This window comes from Citricoccus sp. (assembly GCF_035445025.1).
Classification (GTDB): domain Bacteria; phylum Actinomycetota; class Actinomycetes; order Actinomycetales; family Micrococcaceae; genus Citricoccus.
Map to the genome: position 1 here is coordinate 1 of NZ_DAOMPX010000057.1, position 12846 is coordinate 12846.

Below are 12846 nucleotides of genomic sequence, written 5' to 3' on the forward strand. Positions count from 1 at the left end.
TAGTTGACGTCCGCGGGGGTGTCCACGTCGGCGGTGGGCACGGGGATGTCCGCGGGGACGCCCCCGTCACCCTGGGAATCGGTCTCGGGAGTGGGCACCCGGTCTCCTTCCATGTCACGAGGGTCACGTGACCACGCCCTGCAGTGTTGCGCGCAGTCAGGACTCATCCTTGCAGTGCTGAGCGCCGTCTGCCACCGGACGTCCGTGCGGCCGGCGCTAACCTTGCCCCATGTCCTCCGCCCCGGTCCGCCTCCTGCTCCTGGCAGACACCCACGTCCCGAACCGGGCACGCGCCCTGCCGGCCCAGGTGTGGCGGGCAGTCGACGAGGCGGACGTCGTCTTCCACGCGGGGGACTGGCAGGTCCCGGAACTCCTGGATGAACTGGAGTCCCGGGCCCGCCGCCTGGTGGGCGTGTGGGGCAACAACGACGGCGCCGAGTTACGCCGGCGCCTGCCTGAGGTGGCGCGCGTGGAGATCGGCGGGGTCGGGTTCGCGATGACCCACGAGACGGGCGCGGCGCGCGGCCGGGAACGCCGGATGGCGCAGGTGTTCCCCGAAGTGGACGTCCTCGTCTTCGGGCACAGTCACATCCCGTGGGACACCGTGGCGGGGGAGGACACCGCGAACCCCGGACTGAGACTGCTCAACCCGGGCTCGCCCACGGACCGGCGGCGCCAGCCCGAGTGCACGATGATGACGGCGGTCGTCCAGGACGGCCAGCTGACCCAGGTCCACGTGCGCCCGGTGGACCGCACCCCCTGACCGCAGCTGTCCAGGGCCTCAGGTGCCGCAGAAGGTGCGGTACCGTCCGAAGTCCTCGGGCGGGCCCTCGGCGTAGCGTTCCAGCCCGGGCCGCTCCTCGAACGGCTGGGTCACCGCCTCCAGCAGCTTTTCCAGGGGCCCGACGTCGTCCGCCTGCGCGGCGGCGAGCGCCTCCTCCACGAGGTGGTTGCGCGGGATATAGAGGGGGTTGGCGCGGTCCATCAACTCCGGGTCGGGGCTCAGGGCCCCCCAGCGCTCCAGCCAGTCGTCGAGGGCCGGCCGGTCGGTGAACACCGCCTGGACCGGCCCGGTGTCCCCGCGGGCGGCCTGGCCCAATCGGCGGAAGAACCCGGTGAAGTCGATGTGGTCCTGCTGCAGCAGGGCGAGCAGTTCGTCGGCCAGCGGTCCCGCCGTCTCCTGCGCGATGTCCGTGGACAACCCGAGCTTGCGGCGGACTCCGACCGCGAAGGCGTCGCTGAACTGGCGGGTGAAGTCCTGCAGCGCATCCGTGACGAGCTCGACCGCCACGTTCGGGTCCTCGTGGAGTTCCGGCAGCAGGGCCTCGGCGAAACGGGCCAGGTTCCACTGGGCGATCGCGGGTTGGTTCCCGTAGGCGTAGCGTCCGGCCGTGTCGATCGAGCTGTAGACGGCGGCGCGGTCGAAGGCGTCCATGAAGGCGCACGGCCCGTAGTCGATGGTCTCGCCCGAGATGGTCATGTTGTCCGTGTTCATCACCCCGTGGACGAAGCCCACCAGCAGCCACTGTGCCACGAGCGAGGCCTGGGCCGAGACCACCTCGCGGAACAGGGCCAGGGGTGGGTTGTCCGCGTCCGCGGCCTGCGGGTGGTGCCGGGCGATCGCGTGCTCGGCCAGGCGGCGCAGCACGGTGGGGTCCTCGAGGCTGCGGGCGTACTGGAAGCTGCCCACCCGCAGGTGGCTGGCCGCCACCCGGGCGAGCAGCGCCCCCGGCAAGGGTCCGTCCTCGCGCAGCACGCTCCGCCCGGTGCCGACCACCGCCAGGGAGCGGGTGCTCGGGATGCCCAGGGCGTGCATCGCCTCGCTGACGACGTACTCGCGCAGCATGGGCCCGACGGCGGCCCGGCCGTCCCCGCCGCGGGCGAAGGGCGTGGGCCCGGACCCCTTGAGGTGCAGGTCCCGCAGCTGACCGTGATCGCCGTTCCCGGCGCCCAGTTCACCGAGCAGCAGGGCGCGCCCGTCTCCGAGGCGCGGGACGTACACCCCGAACTGGTGCCCGGCGTAGGCCTGGGCGACGGGGGTGCCGAGCGCGACGGGGGAGGTGCCCTCCGCACCCGCGGCAGCGCCGGCGTCGGGACCCACGCCGGTGCCGGTGAGGAACCGCAGCCCCTCGGGGGTGCGCAGCCACTCGGCGTCCAGGCCGAGCCCGGCTGCCAGCGGCTCGTTGAGCACCAGCAATTGCGGCGCCGGGGTGTCCTCGGCGCGCCACGGGATGGCCAGCTCCGGCAGGTCGGTGGCGAATCGAGCCTGCAGGGCGAGGGCGGGGGTGGTGTGGCTCATGCGTCCAGCGTAGTCACGGGCCGGACCCGGGAGTGAGGTGCCGCCGGTCCGGCCTCGTCCGCCGCCGGCCGGGTCCGTAGGCTACGGGCACCGGCCCTCACGGAGAGGAGAGTGCGATGGCACGTCCGCCAGCCGCCGCAGACCGCACCGGGGAGCTCACGACGTCCCGGCTGGCCCGCGCCCAGGGCCTGTACGTGCTGGTGACCGGGGCCTGGCCGCTGGTGCACTACCGCAGTTTCGAACGCGTGACCGGACCCAAGGCCGACCGCTGGCTGGTGCAGACCGTGGCCGGCCTGGCCGTGACGATCGGCTGGTCCATGCTCCGGTCCGGCTCCGCCCCGGAGGCACACCCGACGGCGGCCCGGCTCGGTGTGGGCTCCGCGCTCACCTTCGGGGCCATCGACGCGGTCTACGGCACGAGCGGCCGGATCCGGCGGATCTACCTGGCGGACGCCGCCGTGGAGGCCGGTTGGCTGGCCGCCTGGCGGTCAGCGGGGCGGGTCAGGAAGGACCGTGACGCCGGGCCTCGACCACGGCGGGCTGGATTCCCCGCTCCCAGGGCCGGCCGTGCCCGGGCAGGACGAGCGTAGCCCCGGTGGCCAGGAGGGCGTCCAGCGAGCGCAGGGCCTGGGCGCTGTCCGCGGTGGCCGCGCCCGCCACGATCCGCGGCCCGGTCTCACCGGTGTAGGGATCCAGGGTCACGAGGGCGTCCCCGGTCAACAGGGCATCGCGGTCGGGCAGGTGCAGCGCGCAGTGCCCGTGGGTGTGGCCCGGGCTGGCGACGACGCGCGGCCGTCCGGGCACCGGCAGGGTGTCCCCGTCCTCGATGTGGTCCGTGACCCGGGTGCCCCTCACGGCCAGTGCGCCGCCGGCCAGCATGGCCGAGAGGATCGGCACGGCGCGGGGGTGCTTCAGCGGATAGGCGGCGCGGGGGTTCTCGTGGGCGTACCGGTAGGGGTGCGCGGCCAGGGTGCGCTCGGCGCGGTGCGCGTACACCGGCACTCCCAGGCGGTGCACGAGGCGCCGGGCGACGCCCACGTGGTCGAAGTGCGCATGCGTGAGCACGAGGGCCTTCACGTCCTCGGGCCGGCGGCCGATCGTGCGGATCGAGCGGCCGAGCTCGGTCCAGACGCCGGGCAGTCCGGCGTCGACCAGCGTGACGCCGTCGTCGTCCTCGACCAGGTAGCAGTTGACGTGCGCGTGGTCGATCAGGTGTACGCCGGGGGCGATGTCCTGGGTGAGCATGGGTCCTCCCGGGTCGTCCAAGGGTGTCCGTTCTCCACCGTAGGGGGAGGAAGGGCGCGGAGGGAGGGGCTGCCCCGAGGCGCCGGGCACGAGCAGGGCCCCGGGTAGTCCGGCTGCGTGAGGGGAACGCATTCTGCCGGGCCCGGGGCCCTCTGTCATCACTCGCACCTTGATGAGGTGCTTCCCACCGTAGGCAACGGTCGTGGGGACCGGCCGGGTGCCGGCTGGGTATCGCCTGACAATCGGTGCCACCCACCCGGCGGCCGGCTACCCCGGCTCAGTCAGCGGCCGGCTACCCCGGCTCAGTCGGCGAACCGGCCCGTGGTGGGGAAGCGGTGCCAGGCCCGGTGGGCCGGCATCAGCGCGAGCAGCTCCTGGACGGCCGCGGCGCCACCCTTGGCGGTCACCACACCCGCGGTGTCCTGCATCGCCGTGGCACGCAGCACCTCCTGGCCCGTGCCGAAGGCGGCGATCGCCTTGGCATGGCGCCACGCCTCGCCGAGCAGCTTGGCCACCCGCGGGTCCACGCCCTCCGGCCCGGGAGCGGCGGCCTTGGCGTCCAGGCCGTGCGCCGCGTCCGGGGCGGGCGGCGTGGCCGAGGCGAGCAGGACGGCGTCGAACTCCACGGACGCCGCCGTCAGGTAGGTGCGCTGCGCGACCACGTCCTTGCCCAGCAGCCGGGTGGCGGCCTCGCCGCCGGACGGGGCGACCACCAGGGGCACCATCCCGGCCTTGTCCACCGCGGCGACCGCGTCGGCGAGCTCGCCGGTGTCCACGTCCTCGCCGACGATGATCCCCACCTGACGGCCGGCCAGCGGCCACTCACCGCCGACCTGGGCCAGGGCCGGTGAGGGCTCGACGTCGGCCGGGGCCTCGGACGGCTTCGGTGCCGGAAGGCCCAGCCCCTCGGCGACGACCTGGGCCAGCGTGGCGTCGATGTTGGCCAGGGCGCGCAACTGGCGCTCGCGGATGGCCTGCTCGTAGCACTTGCCGAGCTCGAAGGTGTAGGCCTGGGCCACGTGCTCGCGCTCCACCTCGGTCAGGGACCGGAAGAACAACCGGGCCTGGCTGAAGTGGTCGTCGAAGGTGGCGGGCAGTGCCCGTTCCTTCACCGAGGCGGCCACCGGGGCGGGGTGGTCGATGAAGGGCCGCTCGCCGTCGGGGGTCTCGAACGGGTTGTTCCCGTCCAGGGTGTTCGGGCGGTAGGGGGCCACTCCGGTGTGCACGGCGGTCTGGTGCATGCCGTCCCGCAGCATGTCATTGACCTCCGCGTGCGGGCGGTTGATGGGCAGCTGGTTCCAGTTGGGGCCGCCGAGGCGGGTGATCTGGGTGTCCAGGTAGGAGAAGAGCCGGCCCTGCAGCAGCGGATCGTTGGTGACGTCGATGCCGGGGATGAGGTTGTTCGGGTTGAACGCCACCTGCTCGGTCTCGGCGAAGAAGTTCGAGGTGTTGCGGTTCAGGGTCAGCAGCCCGATCGGCTCGACGGGCGCCAGTTCCTCCGGGACGATCTTCGTGGGATCCAGCAGGTCGATCCCGGCGAACATCTGGTCCTCGTTGTCCTCGAAGACCTGCACGCCCAGCTCCCACTCCGGGAAGGCGCCCGCCTCGATCGCGTCCGCCAGGTCCCGGCGGTGGTAGTCCGGATCGGCGCCGTTGATGATCTGCGCCTCCTCCCACGTGACCGAGTGCACGCCCAGCTTCGGCTTCCAGTGGAACTTCACCAGCACCGTGGACCCGTCCTGGGCGATCAGCCGGAAGGTGTGGACGCCGAAGCCCTCCATCATCCGGTAGGACCGCGGGATGCCGCGATCGGACATGTTCCAGATCGTGTGGTGCTGGGCCTCGGTGTGCAGGGAGACGAAGTCCCAGAACGTGTCATGGGCGGACTGGGCCTGCGGGATCTCCCGGTCCGGGTGCGGCTTGACCGCGTGCACCACGTCCGGGAACTTGATGGCGTCCTGGATGAAGAACACCGGCATGTTGTTGCCGACCAGGTCCCAGGTGCCCTCGTCCGTGTAGAACTTGGTGGCGAAGCCGCGGGTGTCACGGGCCACGTCCATGGAGCCGCGCGAACCGACCACGGTGGAGAAACGGACGAAGACCTCGGTCTCCTTGTCCTTCTCGAAGACCCCCGCCCGGCAGATCTTCGCGGCCGTGCCGTAGCCGCGGAACACGCCGTGGGCGCCGGCGCCGCGGGCGTGCACCACCCGCTCGGGGATGCGCTCGTGGTCGAAGTGGCTGATCTTCTCGCGGAAGTGGTGGTCCTGCAGCAGCAGAGGTCCCCGGGGTCCGGCGCGCAGCGCGTGGTCCGAGTCCTTCAGCCGGGCGCCGTGGGCGGTGGTGAGGAACTCCCCGCCCTGGGCCATCTTCTCCTGCGGGGCACCGGTTTCCTGCCCGGTGGGGGAGACCGTGGCGGGCCCGGTCTGGTCAGGCTTCGGCGGCAACGGGCCGGCCGGAGTCGTGGGCTCCTCCAGCGGGGGCGGGACCGGGCCCGGGGTGCCGGGGATCTGGGGGTTCTCGGACATGGTGTTGCCTTTCGCCGTAGGTAAGGGCTCCGACCACCGTAGACAGGGGGCGGGGGGTCTTGGCCAGAAGCGACCGGCGCGGAGTGTGCGGCAGGTGGAGCCCTGCGGGCAAGACCTCGCGGACGGGGTCCTGCGCGTGAGGCCGGGAGAGTGGGACGATGGGCACGACGCAACCACGGGGTTCCGGGGCCGGGCGGGGTCGAGCCGGAACGGGGCCGGATCTGCAGGGGTGAGGGAGGTCCGTCATGACCAGGGAGACCGATCGGCGTCGGACTGATGACTGGGGCACCTTCGAGGGCCTGGAGGAGGAGTTCAGGAACGCCGTCTTCTGGTGGCTGCTCGTCCGCGGTGTCCTCGCCCTGGTCTTCGGCCTCGTCATGGTCTTCATGCCGGGAGCCGCAGCCGCGGCGCTGAGCATCGTCATCGGGATCTGGCTCGTCCTGGACGGGGTCACCGGCTGCGCGATCGCGGGCCGGCGCAAGAGTACGGGCCGCCGGTGGGGGATGCCCCTGCTCGGCGGGGTGGTGGCGATCCTGGCCGGCCTGGCCCTGGTGGTCTTCCCCTATGCCCTGGCCGTGGTGGGCGGGGTGGCCGTGCTGTGGATCCTGGCCATCGGCCTGGCGGTGCGCGGCCTGCTCGAGATCACCGACCGCCGATCCGGGAGGTGGGGCAGTTTCCTGGGCCTGATCAACGTGGTCGTCGCGATCGTGCTGGCGGTCGTCATGTTCGTGAACCCGCTCGTCGCGCTGGGTGCCCTGGTGCTCGTCGTCGGGATCTACGGCGTGGTGTTCGGGCTGACCACCATCATCAGCGCCTTCCGGGTGCGCCGCGCCTGACGATCCGCCCTGCCTGACCCCCGTCGGGCCTGACGGCGAGCCCAGCGGGGCCGGTGGTCGATGGATGAGGCGGAGCACCCGGACCCCGGGGCTCCGCGCCATCCATCGACCGGCAGCCGGTGAGGACGGCCAGGCTACTCGGCGGGCCACCCCGCGTTCGACTGCGCCGTCAGGGTGTCCCAGAAGGTGGTGTCCGCGGCCTCGATCGACCCGTCAGCGATCGCGCGCGCCGTGGACTCCAGCGTGGTCACGGTCTGCTTGATCAGGTAACCGTTCGACTTCTGGCCCAGGACGGAACCGGGGTTGGAGTGGTCGGACATCCCACGCATCTCGAACAGCAGCGTGGAGATGCCGTACTCCACGGCGATGCCGTTGCGCGCGATGTTCTCGGTGGCGCCGCCCACGTACTTGCCCAGGTGGCCCCAGCCGGTCGGCTCGATGGCGCCGTGGACGATCGCTCCGAGTCGCTTGGACCCGCCCAGGACCTCGGCGTCCACATTCGGGGTGGTCGGATGCAGGATCGACCCGGAGACCAGTTCACCGTCGGCCTGGGACCGGGAACCCTGGTGGTGCAGGTCGATCATGTAGTCGATGTCGTAGGCCTGCAGCACGTTCTCGTGCAGGGCCCGGGTCTCCGGCTCGACCTTGGCGATGTGGTCCCGGTTCAGGTCCACCTCGTGGGCGTTGTACCGGGTCAGGTGACGGTCCCCGGACGCGATGTAGTCCTCCAGGGAGAAGTCCACGTCACCCATGGCACCATCCGCGTTGAGCATCGGCACCACGAGGATGTTGACCCCGTCCAGCACGCCCTGGTTCTTGCCGGTGCCGAGCGACCTGATGAAGGACAGCGCGCCCTCCGTGGTGAGCTGCTCGTTGCCGTGCTGCTGGGTCAGGTAGAGGATCGTCGGGTTCTGCGGGTCGGAGAGGTACTTGACCAGGTGGATGTCCCGGCCCTTCACGGTCTGCCCGATGACCTCCAGCTCCATGGCCGGCTGCTTGGCCGCCTGCGTGTGCAGCTCCGCCACCAGCTCGTCGTAGGTGGTGAGGATCGAGGTGTTGATGGTCTCGTTGCCGCCGTAGTTCGGTCCCTTGCCCACGGCGAAGGCCGGTGGGGCCGCCAGCCCGGACCCCAGCGCCAGGCCGGCGGCGAGGGTGAGGGCGGCCAGCCGGCGGCCCCGGGGGCGCGGGGAACGCTGCGAGCCGGAGGAGTGTGGCGCGGAGGGGCGCGGTGCGGAGTGTGATGAGCGGGTCATGGCATCCTCTCGGGACGGACCCGGCCGGGAGGGGGCCGGGGCGCGGCGGGTTCTACGGGGAACCACCATGAGGACGGAGGCCGGCCACCGGGGGGCGTGTGACGCGGATCACCCAAGTCAACCCGGGGTTGACCGGGCCGTCAAGCACGCGTCGTGGCCGTCACGCCGCCCCCGCCCGGAGGGTGGTCACTGCGCTGCCTTGGAGTCCCCGTCGATGTTCAGCTGCTGGCCGGAGATGGTCCGGGCGGCCGGGCTGGCCAGGAACACGGCCAGGGCGGCGATGTCGGCCGGGTCGGTGAAGGACTTGATGGCCTGGTTCTCCAGGGCCGCCTCCCGCTCCTCCTCGATGCTGCGCCCGGAGACCTGGGCGCGGCCCTCGAACACCCTCTCCAGGCGGGGTCCGTTGACGCCACCGGGGTGGATGGAGTTCACCGTGATCCCGTGGGGGCCGAGTTCCAGGGACAGGGTCTTGGTGAACCCGACCAGGCCCCACTTGGTGGTGGCGTAGGCGATCCGGTTCGGGTAGCCGAAACGCCCGGCCAGGGAGGACATGACGATGATCGAACCGCGCCCGTTCTCCTTCAGCAGCGGAACGGCCTTGCGGGCCACCTCGAAGGTGCCGTTGAGGTTGACGTCCACGACGGCGGCCCAGGCGTCCGGGTCGTAGTCCTCCACGGGCGCGGTGGGTCCGGCGATGCCGGCGTTGGAGACCAACACGTCCAGCCCGCCGAGCTCCGCGCGGACGTCGGCCATCATGGCGTCGACGTCGGCGGCCCGGGACACGTCGCCCACGGAGGCGGTGAGGCCCGGGTGCTCGGCCAGGGCGGCCTGGACGGCGTCCGGGTCGATGTCCGCGATGTGGACGCGGTCACCGTTGGCGACGAAGGCCCGGGCGATGGCCAGTCCGATGCCGGAGGCGCCGGCGGTGACGAGTACGCGCTGGGACATGGGGATCTCCTTGTTCACGGCGGAGGCCGGCCCGGGGACCAGGTCCTGGAGGGAGCTGGTCCCCCGGAGGTCCTCACGGTGGATGTGCGGTGGATGTTCTGGGACCAGATCTACGCCGGACGCCGGGATCCGGCAACGTCAGGAGGCAGGATTCCGCACCGGGGAATGGGGGGAGCGCGCCGTCCGGCCGGCCTTCGCGCGACTGCGGATGGACTCAGGCCAGGGCCTCGACCCGGTCCCGGCCGTGGGCGGGACCGGCGCTCGTGCCGGGAGTGCGCCCGTCCTCGCGGCGGGCGGCCAGGGTGGCGAACGGCCCGCCGGCGGCCAGCAGTTCGGCGGGGCCGCCCTGTTCCACGATCCGTCCGCCCTCCAGCACCACCACCTGGTCGGCCCCGGTCACGGTGGACAGCCGGTGGGCGATCATCAGCGTGGTCCGTCCCACCGCCAGCCGGTCCAGTGCGGCCTGCACGCGGGCCTCGGTGGTGTTGTCCAGGGCGGAGGTGGCCTCGTCCAGCACCAGCACCGGCGGATTGCGCAGGATGGTCCGGGCGATCGCCAGCCGTTGCTGCTCACCCCCGGAGAAGCGGTGGCCGCGGGCGCCCACCACCGTGTCGAGTCCTTCGGGCAGGGCGGCGACGGTGTCCGACAGGGACGCGGCGCCGAGCACCTCCCAGAGCCTGGCGTCGGTGGCGTCCGGGTCGGCCAGCAGCAGGTTCTCCCGCACGGTGGCGTGGATCAGGTACGTCTCCTGGGAGACCACCCCGACGATCCTCGCCAGCACCTGCGGGTCGATCTCGCGCACGTCGACCCCGTCGATCGTGACCCGCCCCGCGGTGGCGTCGTGCAACCGGGGCAGCAGGGAGGCCAGGGTGGACTTGCCGGAACCGGTCGGGCCGACGACGGCGGTCGTGGTCCCCGCGGGCATCACCAGGTCGATGCGGTCCAGCACCGGGCGCCCCCCGGTGGGTGAGGCACCCGCGGCGGGGGCGGCGCCGTCGTCGTAGGTGAAGGAGGCCTGTTCGAAGCGGACCTCGCCGCGCACCCGCTCCGGGTCCAGCGGGACCGGATCGGCCGGTGGCCTGACCTGCGGGTCCAGGTCCAGGTACTCGAAGATGCGGGAGAAGAAGGCCAGGGCGGTGACCCACTGGACGCCGATGTTCAGCAGGCCCATCACGGGGCGGAACACGGTGCCCTGCAGTGCCGTGAACGCCACGAGCGTGCCGATGGTCATCCCCCCGGAGGTCGCGGGGAAACCGGCCGCGAGGTAGATGACCGCGGGGATCGCGGCGAAGACGACCTGCATGGTCGCCATCCGCCAGCGGCCGGCCAGCTGCGAGCGCATCTCCAGGTCGATCAGGGCCTCGGAGCGGTCGGTGAAGCGGGCGGCGTCGCGGGCGGTGGTGCCCAGGGTCTTCGCCAGCCGCACGCCGGAGACGGACAGGCCCTCCTCGACCTGGGTGTGGAGGGCGGCCAGGGTCTGCTGGCGTTCGTCGGTGACCTTGCGGCGGATCAGCGCGACCTTCCGGGAGAGCCAGATGGCCGGTGGCAGCACCAGCAGCGAGATCAGGGACAACTGCGGGGACAGGGCGACCATGGCGACCGCGGTGGCGACGGTGGTCGTGACGTTGGTGGCGACACCGGTGGCCGTGGAGGTGACCACGGACTGCATGCCCGCGATGTCATTGGTGAGCCGGGACTGGACCTCACCGCCGCGGGTGCGGGTGAAGAAGGACAGCGACTGCCTCTGCAGGTGGGTGAAGAGGTCCACGCGCAGGGTGTGCATGACCCGCTGGCCCATCCTCGTGGCCATCCAGGTCTGGACCACGCCGATGGCCGCGGTGAGGGCGGCGACCAGCACCATGGCGGCGGTGAGGGCCGAGAGCAGGGGGACGTCCTGGTGCGGCAGGGCGTCGTCGATGACGCCGCGCACCAGGAACGGCTGGGCCAGGTTGATGACGGAGGAGACGGTGATCAGCAGGACCACGACGGCGATGGTCGCCCGGTGCGGGACGAAGAGGGCCGCGATGCGGCGCAGGGAGACGGGGTGGCGCTGCAGCTGGGCCCGGTCCACAGGGTCGGGCCGGGCCGGACCCCGGCCGCCGCCGCGACCGGGGGCTGTGCCCGGGGTGGCGGGGGCCGTGAGCGTGGTGGGGGAACTCATGGGTGGGCGCTCCTTCGTGAGGGGCCTCCGTGGCGAGGTCGGGGGTGGGAATGTAGTGAGGTTACCTCACTAAGAGGTTGCAGGTCAATCTCGCGTAGGATGCAACGCATGCCGGTCCCCGCTGATTCCCCCGCCTCCCCGCCCGAGCTCGGTGACCTCATGCACGTGGCCTTCCGGCGACTGCGCCGCGGCTGGGGCGAGCAGCTGGCGCCGTTCGGCCTGACGCCGTACCAGTTCCGGGCGCTGCAGGCCGTGGCCGGGGGAGCGGCCGGGGGAGTGGCCACCGCGGACGCCGCCGCCGAGGGGCTGCGCCTGAAGGACCTGGCCGAGAGGCTGCGGATCGCCCCGCGCTCGGCCACCGAGGTGATCGACCAGTTGCAGGACCAGGGGCTCGTCGAGCGGCGGCCCGACCCCGCCGACCGGCGGGCCACGCGCATCGTGCTCACCGAGGACGGCGCCCGGGTGCGCGAGCAGGTCCGTGAGGAACGGCGCCGGCAGGCCGGGGACTACTTCTCCGTGCTGTCCGAGGGGGACCGGGCCGAGCTGGCGCGCATCCTCTCCGAGCTGGTGCGCTCGCACCCCTGAGGCGGCCGGCCGGCGTCGGGAGCGATCCGGTGGCGCCCGGATCGGCCGGAGCGGCTCCTCGCCGGTTTCTCCGGTCACGATGGACGCATCATCCCGGCAGGGGCCGGGGAGATGTCCATCCCGGGATGAGTGAGGCGGCGTGGGGGAATATCCGGGGTGCGCGAGCCGCTGAGACTGGGAGCCCCGATTCGATCCGGAAGGACCCCCATGGCCACCGTAGACCTCACCGTCGACAGCTTCGGCACCACCGTTGCCGAGAATGACACCGTCCTCGTGGACTTCTGGGCCGCCTGGTGCGGCCCCTGCCGCCAGTTCGCCCCCGTGTTCGACGCCGCCTCGGAGCAGCACCCGGACGTCGTCTTCGCCAAGGTGGACACCGAGGCGGAGCAGCAGCTGGCCGCCATGGCCGGCATCACCTCCATCCCCACGCTGATGGCCTTCCGCGGCGGCGTGCTGGTGTTCTCCCAGGCCGGTGCCCTGCCCGGTTCCGCGCTCGACCAGCTGCTGGACCAGGTCAAGGGCCTGGACATCGCCGAGGTGCGGCGGCTGGCCGAGGAGCAGGCCGGTGAGCAGGGCGATGGTCAGGGTGGCCAGCACGACGACGAGCCCTCCGCCCAGGAGGCCGTCCAGTCCGCCGCGGACCAGCTCAACGCGCTGCACGGCCGCTGACCCGGCGGCCGTTTCGCCCGGGGACGGTGGCAGGATGAGGGCATGCGCCCCGATGACCTCGACGCCCGGCTCATCCAGCTGCTGACCGACTCGCCGCAGCTGCCCGTGCTCGAGTGCGCGCGGCGCCTCGGCGTGGCCCGGGGGACGGTCACCAGCCGGTTGGCGCGGCTGCAGGCGGCCGGCGTGATCAGCGCGATCGTCCCCCAGGTGGACCCGGCGGGTTTCGGCTACGACCTGGTGGCGTTCTGCTCCGTGGACATCAACCAGCATGTCGGCCACGAACCGGTCACCGAGGCGATCCTCTCCGCCATCCCCGAGGTCACCG

Annotated in this window: 12 protein-coding genes; 6 read left to right on the plus strand and 6 right to left on the minus strand. The window is 72.3% G+C overall.

Annotated elements, in window-relative coordinates; all coding sequences use genetic code 11:
- Positions 1-229: 229 nt before the first annotated feature.
- Positions 230-763 carry a metallophosphoesterase family protein gene (locus tag PLJ28_RS13195; RefSeq protein WP_183529335.1) on the plus strand — a complete coding sequence of 178 codons (534 nt, stop codon included), beginning with the start codon at positions 230-232 and terminating at the stop codon, positions 761-763.
- Between the two features lie 18 nt (positions 764-781).
- Here PLJ28_RS13195 and PLJ28_RS13200 read toward each other — a convergent pair whose 3' ends face one another.
- Positions 782-2299 carry a protein adenylyltransferase SelO gene (locus PLJ28_RS13200; protein WP_183529333.1) on the minus strand — a complete coding sequence of 506 codons (1518 nt, stop codon included), beginning with the start codon at positions 2297-2299 and terminating at the stop codon, positions 782-784.
- A gap of 116 nt (positions 2300-2415) precedes the next feature.
- Here PLJ28_RS13200 and PLJ28_RS13205 point away from each other — a divergent pair, with 116 nt between their 5' ends.
- Positions 2416-2889, plus strand: coding sequence for a hypothetical protein (locus tag PLJ28_RS13205; protein WP_183529331.1), 474 nt, complete (start codon positions 2416-2418; stop codon positions 2887-2889).
- Here PLJ28_RS13205 and PLJ28_RS13210 read toward each other — a convergent pair.
- Both PLJ28_RS13210 and PLJ28_RS13215 read right to left on the minus strand, forming a co-directional pair.
- Entirely contained in the window at positions 2801-3544 is a 744-nt protein-coding gene (locus PLJ28_RS13210) for an MBL fold metallo-hydrolase (RefSeq protein ID WP_183529329.1), read from the minus strand. The genes PLJ28_RS13205 and PLJ28_RS13210 overlap by 89 nt on opposite strands.
- Before the next feature lie 302 nt (positions 3545-3846).
- Entirely contained in the window at positions 3847-6069 is a 2223-nt protein-coding gene (locus tag PLJ28_RS13215) for a catalase (RefSeq protein WP_183529327.1), read from the minus strand.
- 245 nt (positions 6070-6314) lie between these two features.
- Between PLJ28_RS13215 and PLJ28_RS13220 the strand changes: the two genes are divergently transcribed.
- Positions 6315-6905 (plus strand): HdeD family acid-resistance protein, encoded by a 591-nt coding sequence (locus tag PLJ28_RS13220; RefSeq protein WP_183529325.1) that lies wholly within the window; start codon positions 6315-6317, stop codon positions 6903-6905.
- A 134-nt stretch (positions 6906-7039) separates the two neighbouring features.
- Here PLJ28_RS13220 and PLJ28_RS13225 read toward each other — a convergent pair whose 3' ends face one another.
- The 3 genes from PLJ28_RS13225 to PLJ28_RS13235 all read right to left on the minus strand — a co-directional run bounded on the left by PLJ28_RS13225 (position 7040) and on the right by PLJ28_RS13235 (position 11267).
- A complete protein-coding gene (locus tag PLJ28_RS13225) occupies positions 7040-8158 on the minus strand; it encodes a M14 family zinc carboxypeptidase (RefSeq protein WP_298042114.1) in 1119 nt (372 codons plus the stop codon).
- A gap of 186 nt (positions 8159-8344) precedes the next feature.
- Positions 8345-9106 carry an SDR family oxidoreductase gene (locus tag PLJ28_RS13230; protein ID WP_183529323.1) on the minus strand — a complete coding sequence of 254 codons (762 nt, stop codon included), beginning with the start codon at positions 9104-9106 and terminating at the stop codon, positions 8345-8347.
- Between the two features lie 214 nt (positions 9107-9320).
- Positions 9321-11267: an ABC transporter ATP-binding protein gene (locus PLJ28_RS13235; RefSeq protein WP_298042117.1), complete on the minus strand. Its 1947-nt coding sequence runs from the start codon at positions 11265-11267 to the stop codon at positions 9321-9323.
- Positions 11268-11375: 108 nt separating this feature from the next.
- Between PLJ28_RS13235 and PLJ28_RS13240 the strand changes: the two genes are divergently transcribed.
- The 3 genes from PLJ28_RS13240 to PLJ28_RS13250 all read left to right on the plus strand — a co-directional run.
- Positions 11376-11852, plus strand: coding sequence for a MarR family winged helix-turn-helix transcriptional regulator (locus PLJ28_RS13240; RefSeq protein WP_298042120.1), 477 nt, complete (start codon positions 11376-11378; stop codon positions 11850-11852).
- A gap of 207 nt (positions 11853-12059) precedes the next feature.
- A complete protein-coding gene (gene trxA / locus PLJ28_RS13245; RefSeq protein WP_183529317.1) occupies positions 12060-12521 on the plus strand; it encodes a thioredoxin in 462 nt (153 codons plus the stop codon).
- 42 nt (positions 12522-12563) lie between these two features.
- The coding region (locus tag PLJ28_RS13250; protein WP_324590225.1) for an Lrp/AsnC family transcriptional regulator at positions 12564-12846 on the plus strand (283 nt) is incomplete at its 3' end.